The organism is Kluyvera huaxiensis (assembly GCF_040149365.1).
GTDB lineage: Bacteria > Pseudomonadota > Gammaproteobacteria > Enterobacterales > Enterobacteriaceae > Kluyvera > Kluyvera intermedia_A.
The window spans coordinates 1-16,040 of sequence record NZ_JBEFLV010000012.1; the positions used below are offsets into that span (position 1 = coordinate 1).

Annotated in this window: 14 protein-coding genes and 2 tRNA genes; 9 read left to right on the forward strand and 7 right to left on the reverse strand. The window is 52.8% G+C overall.

Translation table 11 applies throughout. The features are described 5' to 3' along the window. Positions 1-55 precede the first annotated feature (55 nt). Both ABOC97_RS13515 and ABOC97_RS13520 read right to left on the reverse strand, forming a co-directional pair. A tRNA-Ser gene (locus ABOC97_RS13515) sits at positions 56-143 on the reverse strand. 176 nt (positions 144-319) lie between these two features. Then, the gene (locus tag ABOC97_RS13520; RefSeq protein ID WP_349598454.1) at positions 320-1,180 is read right to left on the reverse strand and encodes a pirin family protein; all 861 of its coding nucleotides are present in this window, start codon (positions 1,178-1,180) and stop codon (positions 320-322) included. 113 nt (positions 1,181-1,293) lie between these two features. Here ABOC97_RS13520 and ABOC97_RS13525 point away from each other — a divergent pair, with 113 nt between their 5' ends. Then, complete coding sequence (locus tag ABOC97_RS13525) at positions 1,294-2,199, forward strand: LysR family transcriptional regulator (protein WP_349598457.1); 906 nt, start codon at positions 1,294-1,296, stop codon at positions 2,197-2,199. Between the two features lie 277 nt (positions 2,200-2,476). Here ABOC97_RS13525 and ABOC97_RS13530 read toward each other — a convergent pair. Continuing rightward, positions 2,477-2,564 (reverse strand) — tRNA-Ser (locus ABOC97_RS13530). 260 nt (positions 2,565-2,824) lie between these two features. Here ABOC97_RS13530 and ghrA point away from each other — a divergent pair. The 4 genes from ghrA to ABOC97_RS13550 all read left to right on the forward strand — a co-directional run bounded on the left by ghrA (position 2,825) and on the right by ABOC97_RS13550 (position 5,721). Next, the gene (gene ghrA / locus ABOC97_RS13535; protein ID WP_349598460.1) at positions 2,825-3,763 is read left to right on the forward strand and encodes a glyoxylate/hydroxypyruvate reductase GhrA; all 939 of its coding nucleotides are present in this window, start codon (positions 2,825-2,827) and stop codon (positions 3,761-3,763) included. A gap of 66 nt (positions 3,764-3,829) precedes the next feature. Continuing rightward, complete coding sequence (locus ABOC97_RS13540; RefSeq protein ID WP_349598463.1) at positions 3,830-4,567, forward strand: phosphatase; 738 nt, start codon at positions 3,830-3,832, stop codon at positions 4,565-4,567. Between the two features lie 20 nt (positions 4,568-4,587). Beyond that, the gene (locus ABOC97_RS13545) at positions 4,588-5,142 is read left to right on the forward strand and encodes a TorD/DmsD family molecular chaperone (RefSeq protein ID WP_349598466.1); all 555 of its coding nucleotides are present in this window, start codon (positions 4,588-4,590) and stop codon (positions 5,140-5,142) included. A 96-nt stretch (positions 5,143-5,238) separates the two neighbouring features. Continuing rightward, positions 5,239-5,721 carry a DUF1097 domain-containing protein gene (locus ABOC97_RS13550; RefSeq protein WP_349598469.1) on the forward strand — a complete coding sequence of 161 codons (483 nt, stop codon included), beginning with the start codon at positions 5,239-5,241 and terminating at the stop codon, positions 5,719-5,721. A gap of 64 nt (positions 5,722-5,785) precedes the next feature. Here the strand turns inward: ABOC97_RS13550 and csgD are convergent, their stop codons facing one another. From csgD to ABOC97_RS13565, 3 genes are all read right to left on the reverse strand, one after another. After that, positions 5,786-6,433 carry a biofilm master transcriptional regulator CsgD gene (csgD, locus tag ABOC97_RS13555; protein WP_349598471.1) on the reverse strand — a complete coding sequence of 216 codons (648 nt, stop codon included), beginning with the start codon at positions 6,431-6,433 and terminating at the stop codon, positions 5,786-5,788. A 1,098-nt stretch (positions 6,434-7,531) separates the two neighbouring features. Further along, a complete protein-coding gene (locus ABOC97_RS13560; protein WP_349598474.1) occupies positions 7,532-8,491 on the reverse strand; it encodes a hypothetical protein in 960 nt (319 codons plus the stop codon). 9 nt (positions 8,492-8,500) lie between these two features. Next, positions 8,501-9,289 (reverse strand): hypothetical protein, encoded by a 789-nt coding sequence (locus tag ABOC97_RS13565; protein WP_349598477.1) that lies wholly within the window; start codon positions 9,287-9,289, stop codon positions 8,501-8,503. A gap of 308 nt (positions 9,290-9,597) precedes the next feature. On the opposite strand from ABOC97_RS13565, the gene ABOC97_RS13570 reads away from it, so the two are divergent. Next, positions 9,598-9,909, forward strand: a complete 312-nt coding sequence (locus tag ABOC97_RS13570; protein ID WP_349598480.1) for a hypothetical protein — start codon at positions 9,598-9,600, stop codon at positions 9,907-9,909. A gap of 71 nt (positions 9,910-9,980) precedes the next feature. After that, positions 9,981-10,538: an O-acetyl-ADP-ribose deacetylase gene (gene ymdB / locus ABOC97_RS13575; RefSeq protein ID WP_234503906.1), complete on the forward strand. Its 558-nt coding sequence runs from the start codon at positions 9,981-9,983 to the stop codon at positions 10,536-10,538. On the opposite strand, the gene mdoC is transcribed toward ymdB, so the two are convergent. Beyond that, positions 10,528-11,694: a glucans biosynthesis protein MdoC gene (gene mdoC / locus ABOC97_RS13580; RefSeq protein WP_234503910.1), complete on the reverse strand. Its 1,167-nt coding sequence runs from the start codon at positions 11,692-11,694 to the stop codon at positions 10,528-10,530. The genes ymdB and mdoC overlap by 11 nt on opposite strands. A gap of 254 nt (positions 11,695-11,948) precedes the next feature. On the opposite strand from mdoC, the gene mdoG reads away from it, so the two are divergent. After that, the gene (gene mdoG / locus ABOC97_RS13585) at positions 11,949-13,502 is read left to right on the forward strand and encodes a glucans biosynthesis protein MdoG (RefSeq protein ID WP_349598483.1); all 1,554 of its coding nucleotides are present in this window, start codon (positions 11,949-11,951) and stop codon (positions 13,500-13,502) included. Then, on the forward strand, positions 13,495-16,023 hold the full coding sequence (mdoH, locus tag ABOC97_RS13590) for a glucans biosynthesis glucosyltransferase MdoH (protein ID WP_349598486.1): 2,529 nt from the start codon (positions 13,495-13,497) through the stop codon (positions 16,021-16,023). The genes mdoG and mdoH overlap by 8 nt, the downstream gene beginning before the upstream one ends. Positions 16,024-16,040: the final 17 nt, after the last annotated feature.

The following is a 16,040-nucleotide window of genomic DNA, read 5'->3' on the forward strand; positions in this document are numbered from 1 at the left end:
GCGTGCAATATGCGAAAAAAAAGCCCGTACTTGCGTACGAGCTCTTCTTAAAATATGGCGGTGAGGCGGGGATTCGAACCCCGGATACGTTGCCGTATACACACTTTCCAGGCGTGCTCCTTCAGCCACTCGGACACCTCACCATATTGTTTTGCTGCTCACCTTAGGTGGGCAACGGGGCGCTACTATAGGGAGTTGGACTAAAACGGTCAAGCATAATTTATGCATTATGTATTGTTCGGTTAATCAATGAACACTGCCCCGTCGGTCGATAACAGGGCAGGTGGATTAACGCTGGGAATGATGGCGTTGATGACGGTTAAATCTGACCAAAATGGCCGGAGTTAAAATCACGAACGGCTTCGGCAATTTCGGCTTTACTGTTCATCACGAAGGGGCCATAGCCCACAATCGGTTCATCTATCGGCTCACCGGCCAGGACCAGTACTTTCGCGTCGCTGCTGGCGTGAAGATGCACGCGTTTGCCCTGCTGACTTAGCACCACTAGCTGCGCCTCCTCGGCGACGGTGTCACTGTTCACCGTCACGCTGCCTTCCAGCACAATAATCGCAGTGCTCCAGTCTTCAGGTTGCTCAAATGAGACCTCTTTATCCCGCGGGATCTGCATGTCCCACACGTTCATCGGCGAGAAGGTGCTGGCAGGGCCGGTCACATTCCCGTAGCGGCCTGCAATCACCCGCAGCGAACCCCTCTCGTCAGATAGCGTGACTGTCGGGATCGTGGCGGCTTCAATGCCCTGGTAGCCCGGTGCGGTCATTTTGTCTTTCGCTGGCAGGTTGACCCACAGCTGAATCATCTTCAGCTCGCCGCCCTGGCGGGCAAACTCAGCCGAATGAAACTCCTGATGAAGAATGCCTGCACCCGCCGTCATCCACTGCACGTCTCCTGGACCAATCACGCCCCCTTTGCCGGTGGAATCGCGGTGTTCTACTTCACCGGCGTAGACGATAGTCACCGTCTCGAACCCGCGATGGGGATGTTCACCTACGCCGCGTTTGGCACCGTCAGCGGGAAAGTGGTGTGGCCCGGCATAGTCAAGCAACAGAAATGGGCTCAGGCTTTCGCCATGCGACTGATAAGAAAATAACGAACGAACCGGGAAGCCATCGCCCACCCAGTGTGGACGTGGTGCGGTATAGACACCCGTAATCTGTTTCATTTGTTTCTCCTGCGTAGTGAGCGTTGATGGTTATTAGCTTATATTCGAGGTTAATTTCTCGGTAGATAGTAAAATTGACCTACACTGTTGCGAAAATGGAACGATGAGGTGCGATGCAGGATCTCAATGCATTAGCGTGGTTTGTGCACGTGGTGGATAACGGTGGCTTTGCCGCTGCGGGACGGGCGCTGGATGTCCCAAAATCGAAACTCAGCCGACGGATTGCCCAACTGGAAGAACAGCTTGGCGTAAGTTTGATCTATCGGACGACCCGGCAGTTTACGGTGACTGAGGTGGGGCAAACGGTCTATCAGCACTGCAAAGCGATGCTAATAGAAGCGGAAGCAGCGCAAGAGGCTATTGCGGTATTACAGGCTGAACCGCGCGGATGCGTGAAGTTGGCTTGCCCGGTAACGTTATTACATGTGCATGTGGGGCCGATGCTGGCGCGTTTTATGGCGCGTTATCCTGGCGTACAGATCCAACTGGAGGCCACTAACCGGAGGGTTGATCTGGTGGCGGAGGGCGTTGATGTAGCGATTCGTGTCAGACCGCGCCCATTTGAAGATAGCGATCTGGTAATGCGCGTGTTGGCTGACCGTGGGCATTGTCTGGTGGCAAGCCCGTCGCTGGTGGCTTTGTTGGGTAAACCGAACTCGCCGGACGATCTCAGCCGCTGGCCGGGGTTGAGTATGTCGGCCGGAAAACACATTCATAGGTGGTTGCTGGATGGGCCAAAGGGCGCCAGAGCTGAAGTTCATTTCACACCACGTTTAATAACCGGCGATATGCTGACGCTGCGTGATGCCGCTATTGCAGGCATTGGCGTAGTTCAACTGCCGCTCTTAATGGCGAGAGAACAGTTGGCCGAGGGATCTTTGGTCCGGATCCTCGATGGGTGGGAACCGAAACGTGAAGTGATCCACGCCGTATTCCCATCGCGCCGTGGATTGCTACCGGCAGTGAGAGCGCTGGTGGATTTCCTGAGCGAGGAATATGCGCAGATGAGCGAAGATTGATTTTACATTTTCCCGGGCCCGGGCTTCTCACCCCTTTGGTGCGTGCAACATGCGAAAAAAAAAGCCCGTACTTGCGTACGAGCTCTTCTTAAAATATGGCGGTGAGGCGGGGATTGACTCGCTTTGCTCGCCCTGACGGGCAGCCAGCTCACTGCGTTCGCCGTCTGTCCAACTGGCTGCGCCAGTTGTCGACCCCGGGTCCGGGCTTCTCACCCCGCCGGAGCGTGCAATATGCGAAAAAAAAGCCCGTACTTGCGTACGAGCTCTTCTTAAAATATGGCGGTGAGGCGGGGATTCGAACCCCGGATACGTTGCCGTATACACACTTTCCAGGCGTGCTCCTTCAGCCACTCGGACACCTCACCATATTGTTGTCCCGTGTTGCTGGGACGAGCGCTAATGTAGGGAAAAGGCCTGCCAGCGTCAATAAACTTTTTAAAAAAATCGTGCGTTTAGACAAACTTCGCTCAACTTGTTCCTTAAATACGCATAAATCGTCTTTTTTGCGATCAGCCCCGCATTTCGCGGGACAGGTAAACGAAATTTGTTATGCTGTGAAATCACAAAAATAATCAAAAATGCGCCGGGCGAGCTCTCGTCGAGGTGCTTTAAAACAGGAGTCGCAATGGAGATCATCTTTTACCATCCCACGTTTGATACCCCTTACTGGATTGCCGAGCTGAGCAAGAAATTGCCGGGCGCTAATGTCCGCGCGTGGCAGCGCGGTGACAACCAACCGGCAGATTACGCTCTGGTGTGGCATCCGCCGGTGGAAATGTTGCAGGGGCGCGAGCTGAAAGCGGTGTTTGCACTAGGCGCCGGCGTCGATTCTATCCTCAGCAAACTCAAGGCTCACCCTGAAATGTTGCCGGAATCGACCCCGCTGTACCGCCTGGAAGATACCGGGATGGGAAGCCAGATGCAGGAGTATGCCGTAAGTCAGGTGCTGCATTGGTTCCGCCGTTTTGATGACTATCAGGCGTTACAACGTGAAGGCACCTGGCAGCCGCTGCCCGATTATCACCATGAGGAATTCACCATTGGCATTATGGGGGCGGGCGTGCTGGGTTCGAAAGTGGCGCAAAGTCTTTTGGCGTGGGGATTCCCGGTACGTTGCTGGAGCCGCAGCCGTAAAGATTGGCCGCAGGTGACAAGTTTTGCCGGTGAGGCTGAATTTGGGGAATTCCTGCGTGAAACCCGGGTGCTAATCAATCTTCTGCCCAACACCGCCGAAACCATTGGCATCATCAATCAGTCGCTGCTGGCCCAACTGCCTGATAATAGCTACGTTCTCAATCTGGCGCGCGGTGTTCATGTGGTGGAAGACGAACTGCTGGTAGCTCTCGATAGCGGCAAGCTGAAAGCCGCGATGCTGGATGTTTTTAGTCGTGAACCATTACCCAAAGAAAGCCCTTTATGGCGCCACCCGCGGGTGACGATGACTCCGCACGTAGCTGCCGTTACCCGTCCTCAGGAAGCCATTAGCTACATTGCGCACACAATTAGCCAGCTGGAGCGCGGTGAGCAGGTCGATGGACAGGTCGATCGTCAACGCGGCTACTGATATGCCAGGCTAATAAACGTGGGGCTTTCCTGCTATCCTTGAGTAATCACAAAAGAGGAGAATGTGATGTATCCTGTTGACTTACATATGCACACTGTCGCCAGTACACATGCCTACAGTACGCTGCATGACTATATCGCCGAAGCGAAACGCAAAGGGATCAAGCTATTCGCGATTACCGATCACGGCCCCGATATGGCCGACGCTCCGCATTACTGGCACTTTGTGAATATGCGTATCTGGCCACGTATTGTCGATGGCGTTGGGATCCTGCGCGGTATTGAAGCGAATATCAAAAATATCGACGGTGAGATTGACTGCACCGGACCAATGCTGACCTCGCTGGACTTTATTATTGCTGGCTTCCATGAGCCAGTTTTCGCCCCCAAGGATAAAGAGACGCACACCGAGGCGATGATTGCCGCCATGGCGAGTGGTAACGTTCATATGATTAGCCATCCGGGAAATCCGAAATTTCCTGTAGATATTCCGGCAATTGCCGCCGCAGCGGCGAAGTATCATGTGGCGTTGGAGATTAATAACTCTTCTTTTGTCAGTTCACGCGTAGGTAGCGAGCAAAACTGCCAGGCTATTGCCGCCGCAGTACGTGACGCAGGGGGCTGGTTGGCGCTGGGGTCGGACTCGCATACCGCATTCACGCTGGGTGAGTTTACCGAGTGCCAGAAGATCCTTGATGCTGTGGATTTTCCTCAGGAGAGGATCCTCAACGTGACTCCACGCCGTTTCCTGAATTATCTTGAATCGCGCGGCATGCCGTCGATTCCCGAATTTGCTGAATTTTAATGACTAACTGGATTAACTGAATGAACGAGTTTTCAATCATCTGTCGTGCGCTTGGCTCACTGTATTACCGTCAACCGCAAGATCCTCTGCTGGTTCCGCTGTTTACCCTGATTCGCGAAGGCAAGCTGGCAGCAAACTGGCCGCTGGAGCAGGATGAACTACTAGCTCGTCTGCAAAAGAGCTGCGATATCCAGCAGATTGCTGCTGATTATAATGCACTGTTTGTTGGCGAAGAGTGTAGCGTGCCGCCGGTACGTAGCGCTTGGGTGGAAGGGGCGACGGAAGCTGAAGTCCGTGCCTTTTTAACCATGCATGGTATGCCATTGGGTGATAACCCTGCGGATCAACTGGGTACGCTGTTGCTGGCCGCTTCGTGGCTGGAAGATAACGTTACCGAAGATGATAACGAGGCGCTGGAAACCCTGTTTGACGATTATATTCTGCCTTGGGTGGGGACTTTCCTTGGGAAAGTTGAAGCCCATGCGACGACGACGTTCTGGCGTGCGATGGCAACGCTGACTCGCGAAGCGATTTCGGCGATGTTTGACGATCTGCAGGAAGAACAAGAAGAGTGATTTTAATCACAAAATTAATGTAATTGAAATGAGCACCATTAGAATTGTGTGCTCATGATCTCATCAAATGGGAGAGTATCTGCTAAGATGCTCGCCATGAACGTTATCTTAGCTATTGCAATCACAACAGGCATTCTCTCCGGTATCTGGGGATGGGTTGCCGTATCCCTCGGGTTACTCAGCTGGGCCGGATTCTTAGGCTGTACGGCCTATTTTGCCTGTCCGACGGGTGGGTTAAAGGGCCTGGCGATTTCCGCCTGCACAACCATGAGTGGCGTTATTTGGGCGCTGGTGATCATCTACGGCAGCGCATTGGCTCCCCATCTGGAGATCGTCGGCTATGTTATGACCGGCATTGTGGCGTTCCTGATGTGTATTCAGGCGAAACAGCTGCTGCTCTCATTTGTGCCCGGTACTTTTATCGGTGCCTGTGCGACTTTCGCTGGGCAGGGCAATTGGAAGCTGGTGGTCCCCTCTTTAGTGGTGGGATTAGCGTTTGGTTATGCGATGAAAAATAGCGGTCTGTGGCTCGCTAATCGGAAAGCCAGAACGCAATCTGCGAAAGAACCAGTGCTCTGATAGCAGCACATAAATCAAAACGGCGGCAGATGATGAATCTGCCGCCGTTTTTTTATCTCTTGATTTAATGCTTAAAATTGTCGTTTGCCCACGATACGGCCTGAGTGCGATTCTTAACGGCAATTTTCTTGAACAGATGGTAAAGGTGGGTTTTAACCGTACTTTCACTAATAAACAGTGAGCGGGCGATTTCAATGTTTGACGCGCCGATACGCAGCTTGTTCAGGATCTCTTTTTCTCTGTAAGTCAGGATCGTGCTTTCTAAATTATCGTAACGATAGTTACCTGAATGCATGATCAGATAACTGGCTAACTTACGGGAAAAATAGCATTCTCCCTCCATTACTTTCTGTAACCCTTTGATCAGAAAATGTTCTTCATCATGAGAGTAAAATATGCCGCAGATATGTGGCCAGGTTTCGATATCAGAATAGGCATAATCTTCAGGTGCATTAAAGAGGAGTAGCTTGACGCCACTTTTAATTTTACACAGTTCTTCTTGCCATCCTTTTATTAACCGCTTGTCAGTCTCTATCAAATCAAAAAGAATGATGCCATTAGCAATGCTATCTATGTTAACTATGTGAATATTAATGATTTTCACATCCATCTTGAGTAACTTTTTCAGATTTTGTGCAAGGGCGCACGACTGAAGTGACGGCCTTGTAATCAAGAAAAGAGTCTGGTTAGAAAAGGTGAGCTCTTTTGTCATGATGAGTCCCCAATTTTATATTAACAACAGTCACATATTATAGAATCATCTATTTAAGCACTGCTGAAAAGTGGTTGCTGTGTGGTTTAAGTATTACGAATATAGAAATAATAGCCAATGCTTCTTAATTTAAAATTTAGTCGTTGCATACCTTAAAGCAAGAAATAATCATGAAACATAATGTAAAAATAAATTACAAAATGTAAATTAATTATATTGATTAAGTTTTTAACGCAATATCTTAATGATCATACATATACATTAATTTAGTTTAAATATTATTATAATCAATGTAATGTGTAATCATCGTGTTGCCATAATATGATTGCATCATACTATTTGTATGATGATTTTATGTGCTGTTTATCGTTCTTCAAACTTTAGTAGAAGCATCATGCTTATAACGTGTTGTTTTCATTTTGCGTTGGCTAATTGTATTAACAAGGTGATTGGTAATACTAAAGTTTGACTTTTTTAAAATAAATCATTCTTTGTAATGAGAACATCATACCTTGCCAATATGCATACTCATCCGTATAGCATCGAGTCACTGAGTATTTCGGTGTGGTAAAACTTACATATCTTTCTTTCGATATCTCTGGCACGGTAAGGTGGTAAATTTTTAAAGATTAATATGATTTTAGATACCAATTAACATCGAGCAATAAGCACTATGATTTTTATTTTAAAATCTGTAGTGGAAGCGTCTCGGTCATTATTTTAAACACAATACTTTTTCTGATTGTGTGGGATCTCTATCATCAAATCTTTAGTCGCTGTGCCTTCTCATTATTAATTGGCTTCATAACTTATTGAAATTTATATTTTTGTCTCTCCTTATTAATTACGTACTTATCGTTAGGGTGTTATGTAATTTCCGGAAGGGTGTCGTGATTATCTCTGGTTATATTTGTTTTTATTACAAAATGATCGGTTTTTACGGCAATAGCACACAGCAACTAATAACGTGTGAAAGGGTTCATCATGAAAATGAAGCAACTCGCCATCATAGTGGCGCTCACCGTTTTATACCCTGCGGCGACTATATATGCCGTAGCTGCAGGTGGTAACGGTAATAATGGCAACAGCGGCCAGAATTCAAATAACGGTAACGGTAGTGGAGGCGGTGGTAACGGTAACGGCAATAATGGCAACGGCAATGGAAATGGCGGCGGTAGCGACCACGGCGGCAATGGAGGCGGTGGCGGTAATGGAGGCGGTGGCGGTAATGGAGGCGGTGGCGGTAATGGAGGCGGTGGTGGTAACGGAGGCGGTGGTGGTAACGGAGGCGGTGGTGGTAACGGAGGCGGTGGTGGTAACGGAGGCGGTGGCGGTAACGGAGGCGGTGGTGGTAATGGAGGCGGTGGTGGTAACGGAGGCGGTGGTGGTAACGGAGGCGGTGGCGGTAACGGAGGCGGTGGTGGCAATGGAGGCGGTGGTGATCACGGTGGTGGTCAGGGTGGCGGCAACGGCGGCGGTCAGGGCGGCGGTAATGGCGGCGGCAACGGTGGCGGTCAGGGAGGTGGTAATGGCGGCGGCAACGGTGGCGGTCAGGGCGGCGGCAACGGCGGCGGTCAGGGCGGTGGCAACGGCGGCGGCAACGATGGCGGTCAGGGCGGCGGCAACGGCGGCGGTCAGGGCGGAGGCAACGGCGGTGGTCAGGGCGGCGGCAACGATGGCGGTCAGGGCGGCGGTAATGGCGGCGGTAATGGCGGCGGTCAGGGTGGCGGCAACGGCGGTGGTCAGGGCGGCGGCAACGGCGGTGGTCAGGGCGGCGGCAACGATGGCGGCATTGGTGGTGGCATCGGCGGCGGTATCGGCGGCGGCCATGGTGGTGGCATCGGCGGCGGCATCGACGGTGGTATCGGCGGAGGCCATGGCGGTGGTATCGGTGGCGGCCATGGTGGTGGTATTGGTGGCGGTATCGGCGGAGGCCATGATGGTGGCATCGGCGGAGGCCATGGCGGTGGTATCGGCGGAGGCCATGGCGGTGGTATCGGCGGAGGCCATGGTGGCGGCATCGGCGGAGGCCATGGTGGCGGCATCGGCGGAGGCCATGGTGGTGGTTTAGGCGGCGGCTGGGGCAACGGCAACGGTTGGGGTAACGGCGGCGGCTGGGGTAATGGCGGCGGTTGGGGTAACGGTGGCGGTCACAACGGTGGCGGTCACAACGGTGGCGGCGACAACGGTGGCGGTCACAACGGTGGCGGTCACAACGGTGGCGGTCACAACGGTGGCGGCGACAACGGTGGCGGCAACAACGGCGGCGGCAACAACGGTGGCGGCAACAACGGCGGCGGTCACAACGGCGGCGGCAACAACGGCGGCGGTCACAACGGCGGCGGTCATAACGGCGGCGGTCATAACGGCGGCGGTCATAACGGCGGCGGTCATAACGGCGGCGGCGACAACGGCGGCGGTCACAACGGTGGCGGTCATAACGGCGGCGGCGACAACGGTGGCGGTCACAACGGCGGCGGTCACAACGGCGGCGGTCACAACGGCGGCGGTCACAACGGCGGCGGTCACAACGGCGGCGGTCACAACGGCGGCGGTCACAACGGCGGTGGTCACAACGGCGGCGGCAACAACGGCGGCGGTCACAACGGCGGCGGTCACAACGGCGGTGGTCACAACGGCGGCGGCAACAACGGCGGCGGTAACAACGGCGGCGGCAATAACGGTGGCGGTAACAATGGTGGCGGTAACAATGGTGGCGGCAATAACGGTGGCGGAGATGGTGGTGGCGTCGATCCGGTCGGCGGTACCCCAAGCGTGACTGCAACCACAGTTCGTGGTGGCTTCTTCACCAGTAGCCCGGTTTCTGGCACGGCTGATGGGGCAAAATGTAATCAACCGGGTGCTGCTGGCTGTAACTTCCGTTAATGGTTCAGATGTATAGGTAATGTAGTCACAATGAGTTTAAAAAGATGAGAAGGCCGTGATCTGAGCATTACGGCCTTTTTCTTTTACGAAATGAATCAAGAGATCGCTAAGGCTGCCGAGAATAGAAAGTAGATGGCTTATCGATAGGCTCCGTATGCAGGAAACATAAAAGCCGTCTAACGTCATTAATGTAAATGCAATGTTTACAGAATGTGAGCCAGAGATGCACTACGGAACCGTGCGCTATTCCAGACACTTAAAATTCACTGGGAGTTGCCATGCAAACAATCATCCGCAGTTTGATTTCTATCGTTTCTTTCCTTGCGTTGAGTTCGACATCTGCCCTTGCAGCAAGCGGTGGCGTTATCCACTTTGTTGGGCAGATTGTTGAAACTCCTTGCGCATATCAAGCCTCTCCAAAACAAGTTCATGTTAAATGCTATAACGATAAAATCGGCACTACTGAGCAGGCTATCCCCATCAGTGCGTTGGTTCAGGGTAATGTTATTTCTAATGACATGAGCACAGCCCGTCTACAGTGGGTGGACCGGGCGAAAAAACTGGCAATACTGAAAGTCGAATACAAATAGTCCGAAACGAAATTGCGGTCAGCGTTGTCTATGGTAGACAATATGTTCTTCTTAGACAGAGGATAGTAAGCATGACCGAACGAATTCAGCTGCTGCAAGGCGATATCACACGCCTTGACGTGGATGTTATTGTCAATGCCGCCAACCCTTCACTGATGGGTGGTGGCGGTGTTGATGGCGCCATCCACCGTGCAGCAGGCCCCTCGCTACAGGAGGCTTGCGCGGTTGTACGTCAGCAGCAGGGTACCTGCCCACCGGGACATGCTGTGATTACTCATGCAGGGGATTTGAAAGCGAAGGCGGTTATTCATACCGTCGGGCCGGTCTGGCAGGGCGGGGATGCACATGAAGCTTCTCTATTAGAGCAAGCGTACCGCAACAGCCTGCAGCTGGCGTTAGACAATGGTTATCGCACGCTTGCGTTTCCAGCCATTTCAACCGGGGCATACGGCTACCCGCATGCCCCAGCAGCAGAGATTGCGGTCAGCACCGTGGCCGCCTTTCTTACTCGGCGTAGTTTGCCAGAGATCGTCTACTTTGTTTGCTTCGACGAGGAGACGTTGGCGCTGTATCAGCAGCAGCTCAGCCAGACCAGGATGCCTTTTCTGGCGAATGATGCTAACACTTAGTACCGCTGGTCGGAGCCTTGGCTATTTTTTGCTGGGGCTTACCGGAGAAAAGAAAACGCAGCAACGGAATGCGCAGATGAATCTCATAGAGCAATATTGCGCAGCCGACGACAAACAGCAGGCCAGTCAGGAAACCCAGCGCATTTGAACTAATACCTGGCATTATCCATGCGCCAAAAAACAGCGTTAATGGATGATGCACCAGGTAGATAAATAAAGACGCGTTCACGAAATAGGTCACTCGTGCTGACTGGAAGTTCAGCAGGCGGTGACCAAACGAAAAGACCACGTTGACCATCCACAGACCTAGCACCATCGTAACGACGTACTCAGTCTCATACATCCACGCATCGCCAGAACCATAATGCTGGTTTGCGAGATAAGCGATGAACCCGAGCAGTGCGGCAAAAATGCACCAGGGCGACGGCGTGATAAACAGCGTCTTCAGCCGCGGGTGAATAAACGCCAGCGCGCCAAGAATAAAGAACGGAATGTAGAAGAGCGTCTGCATGACGACAAAGTTAAATAAGCCGTCGCTCAGGATCGGTGGATAGAGTAAGAAAATTGTGCGGCGAATGGCTGCGTAGACGATACCCAGCAGCAAGAACATCAGCGTCAACTTACCCATCGACATATTATCGAAAAGATCGGCGCGTCTGCGCATCTGGCGGCGACGCATCAGACGAAACGCCAGAATACCGAGGGTGGTGAGGACCACCAGCACCAGCAAGAACCACAGATGCGACACCAGTTCCCAGGCCAGCGTATTATATTTTTGATAGAAAGTGAGCGTATGCCAGCTTTCCGTCTTACCCTTTACATATTGCAGCATCAGGAATTGCGGTAGCGTCAGAAGCGGGATGGCGGTAAGCAGCGGAATACCGACTCGCTCCACGCGGACTTTCCACCATTTTTTGAGCGGATAGCGCAAAAAAAGCATATAGGAAAAGTAGCCCGAGATAACAAAAAATACCTGCATGCGAAAAGCGTGAATGAAATCGTTGAACAGCGTTAACCACCATGACGGCGTTTCACTGTTCATATGCCAGGTGTGGCTGGAGTAGAGTAGTGAGATGTGAAAAGGAATCCCCAGGAGCATCAGCCAGGCCCGAATGGAGTCGAGGAAGTATTCACGCTGTGCGGGTTTGTTATTCATAGGGTTAGGTATGATTCTCGGACTAATCGCCTTACGCAAGCTGACGATGAAGTTTACATTCGTTGGCAACCCTACACTAACTCTGGCTACCTGTCTCCAGGATAAGCACACAAAGTGCAAAGTGCGGTTAACAGTTGTTTATTCCATAAGCCACCGCGCTGAACAATATGGGGATTATGTTGTCGGATCGCTTGAATTTCCAGTAATATGGATCGGATCGATTTAAGCACACAAAGGGGGAAGTGCTTAGTTATATGAAACATACACCACAGATGATGAAACTGCGTTGGTTAGGCGCAGCCGTAATGTTGTCCCTGTGTACTTCATCTGCATGGGCATTCAGTATTGATGACGTTGCGAAGCAGGCTAAATCGCTAGCTGATAAGAGCTATGAAGCGCCGAAAAGCAATCTGCCATCCGTGTTCCGTGACATGAAATACGCGGACTACCAACAAATCCAGTTCAACCACGATAAGGCATACTGGAGCAAAATAAAGACCCCATTTAAGCTTGAGTTTTACCATCAGGGTATGTATTTCGACACGCCGGTGACGATTAATGAAGTCACGGCGACTTCCGTGCGTAAAATTAAATATAGCCCGGACTATTTTACTTTTGGTGATGTGCAGCATGACAAAGACACCGTGAAGGATCTTGGCTTCGCGGGCTTTAAAGTGCTTTACCCACTGAATAGCAAAGATAAAAACGACGAAATCGTCAGCATGCTTGGCGCGAGCTATTTCCGCGTGCTGGGTCAGGGGCAGGTTTACGGGTTGTCAGCACGTGGCCTGGCCATTGACACCGCGCTGCCGTCTGGCGAAGAGTTCCCTCGCTTTCGCGAATACTGGATCGAACGTCCGAAAGCCAACGACAAGCGTTTGACTATCTATGCACTGCTGGACTCCCCACGTGCAACCGGCGCCTACCGTTTTGTGGTGATGCCTGGCCGCGATACCGTGGTTGATGTACAAACCAAAATCTACCTGCGCGATAAAGTGGGCAAACTGGGCGTTGCACCGCTGACCAGTATGTTCCTGTTTGGGCCGAGCCAGCCGTCGCCGACGACTAACTTCCGTCCTGAACTCCATGACTCAAACGGCCTGTCTATTCATGCCGGTAACGATGAGTGGATCTGGCGTCCGCTGAACAACCCTAAACATCTGGCCGTCAGCAGCTTTGCGACCGAAAATCCACAAGGTTTCGGTCTGTTGCAGCGTGGCCGTCAGTTCTCTCACTTTGAGGATCTTGACGACCGCTACGATCTGCGTCCTAGCGCCTGGATCACGCCAAAAGGTGATTGGGGCAAAGGGACCATCGAGCTGGTAGAAATCCCAACTAACGACGAAACTAACGACAACATCGTTGCTTACTGGACGCCGGACAAGCTGCCGGATGCCGGTAAAGAGATGAACTATAAGTACACCATCACCTTTACCCGTGACGAAGAGAAACTGCACGACGCGGACAGCGCGTATGTCATGCAGACTCGCCGTTCTACCGGCGATGTGAAACAGTCCAACCTGATTCGCCAGCCAGACGGTACGGTAGCATTCGTGGTTGATTTCACCGGTGCTGAAATGCGCAAACTGCCGCAGGATACGGCGGTAACGGCCCAGGCCAGCATTGGTGATAACGGTGAAATCGTCGAAAACAGCGTTCGCTACAACCCGGTCACTAAAGGTTGGCGTTTAACGCTGCGCGTGAAAGTGAAAGATCCGAAGAAAACCACTGAAATGCGTGCAGCCCTGGTCAATGCCGATCAGTCGCTGAGTGAAACCTGGAGCTATCAGCTGCCTGCAAATGAATAACACTACGAAGTATATCGACGCACTGTCGCTTACGGATACTGAAAAAGCAGCGCTTCCCGGCACGGATCTCCGTGCCGTTCACGAAGCACTGGATGACGAACATCAATCTTTTTCCCGTGATGACGATACTCCCCTGGCGTCCGTTAAGGCCCGGCTCGAACAGAGCTGGCCTGACTCTTTGGCTGGCGATCAGCTAACCAAAGATGACGAAGGGCGTACCCAGCTTAAGGCGATGCCGAAGGCAACGCGTTCCTCCATGTTCCCCGATCCATGGCGGACGAACCCGGTTGGCCGTTTTTGGGATCGCCTGCGCGGTCGCGACGTCACTCCTCGTTATCTTTCCCGCTTGACCAAAGAAGAGCAGGAGCATGAGACAAAATGGCGTACGGTGGGCTCTTTGCGCCGCTATACCCTGCTTATCCTTACTCTGGCTCAGACCGTGGTGGCGACCTGGTACATGAAAACCATCCTGCCGTATCAGGGATGGGCGCTGATTAATCCAGCGGACATGATTGGGCAGAACGTCTGGCTTTCCTTTATGCAACTGCTGCCGTATCTGTTGCAAACCGGGATCCTGATTCTGTTCGCCGTGTTGTTCTGCTGGGTTTCAGCCGGTTTCTGGACCGCGCTGATGGGCTTCCTGCAGCTACTGATAGGCCGCGATAAGTACAGTATTTCTGCCTCGACGGTAGGCGATGAGCCGCTGAATCCGGAACACCGGACGGCGCTGATTATGCCTATCTGCAACGAAGATGTGTCCCGCGTGTTCGCTGGTCTGCGTGCGACCTGGGAGTCGGTGAAGGCTACCGGTCAGGAAAAACACTTCGATGTGTATATCCTGAGCGACAGCTACAACCCGGACATCTGCGTCGCAGAACAGAAAGCGTGGATGGAGCTTATCGCCGAAGTGCAGGGCGAAGGGCAGATCTTCTACCGTCGTCGTCGTCGTCGCGTGAAGCGTAAAAGCGGTAACATCGATGACTTCTGTCGTCGTTGGGGTAATCAGTACAGCTACATGGTGGTACTGGATGCCGACTCCGTAATGTCCGGCGATTGTCTGACTAACCTGGTGCGTCTGATGGAAGCGAATCCGAATGCGGGGATTATCCAGTCTTCGCCACGCGCTTCCGGGATGGACACGCTGTATGCGCGCTGCCAGCAGTTTGCGACGCGCGTCTACGGGCCGCTGTTTACCGCGGGTCTGCACTTCTGGCAGTTGGGGGAATCCCACTACTGGGGGCACAATGCGATTATCCGCGTGAAGCCGTTTATCGAGCACTGTGCGCTGGCACCGTTGCCGGGTGACGGTAACTTTGCCGGGTCGATTCTGTCGCATGACTTTGTCGAAGCCGCGCTGATGCGCCGTGCCGGCTGGGGCGTGTGGATTGCCTATGATCTGCCGGGTTCCTATGAAGAGCTGCCGCCAAACCTGCTGGATGAACTCAAGCGTGACCGTCGCTGGTGTCAGGGGAACCTGATGAACTTCCGCCTGTTCCTGGTGAAAGGCATGCACCCGGTACACCGCGCGGTGTTCCTGACCGGCGTAATGTCCTACCTCTCTGCGCCGCTGTGGTTTATGTTCCTGGCCCTGTCGACTGCGCTACAGGTGGTACATGCGTTGACCGAGCCGCAGTACTTCCTGCAGCCGCGTCAGCTGTTCCCGGTATGGCCGCAGTGGCGTCCTGAGCTGGCCATTGCCCTGTTCGCCTCAACGATGGTTCTGCTTTTCCTGCCGAAGCTGCTGAGCATTATTCTGGTGTGGTGCAAAGGCTCGAAAGAGTACGGCGGCTTTATCCGCGTGACGATTTCCCTGCTGCTGGAAGTGCTGTTCTCAGTGCTGCTGGCGCCAGTGCGTATGCTGTTCCACACCGTGTTTGTGGTCAGCGCGTTCCTGGGCTGGGAAGTGGTCTGGAATTCTCCGCAACGTGACGATGACTCGACGCCGTGGAGCGAAGCGTTTATGCGTCATGGCTCGCAGATGCTGCTGGGTCTGGTGTGGGCTGTTGGCATGGCGTGGCTGGATCTGCGCTTCCTGTTCTGGCTGTCACCGATTGTCTTCTCGCTGATCCTGTCGCCGTTTGTGTCAGTGGTGTCGAGTCGGGCAACCAACGGTCTGCGCACCAAACGCTGGAAGCTGTTCCTGATCCCGGAAGAGTACAGTACGCCGAAGGTGCTGGCGGATACCGAAAGTTATCTGAAGCTTAACCGCGAACGGATCCTCGACGATGGCTTTATGCATGCGGTGTTTAACCCATCATTCAACGCCCTGGCGACGGCGATGGCAACCGCCCGTCACCGTAGCAGCAAGGTGCTGGAAATCGCCCGTGACCGTCACGTTGAGCAGGCTCTAAACGATATGCCGGACAAACTTAACCGCGATCGTCGCCTGGTTCTGCTGAGCGACCCGGTCACGCTGTCGCGCATGCACTATCGCGTTTGGGCGGCACCGGAGAAATACTCTTCGTGGGTGGGCGAGTACAACAAACTCACGCTGAATCCATTGGCGTTGAAAACAAAATAGCGATAATAGGCCTGTTC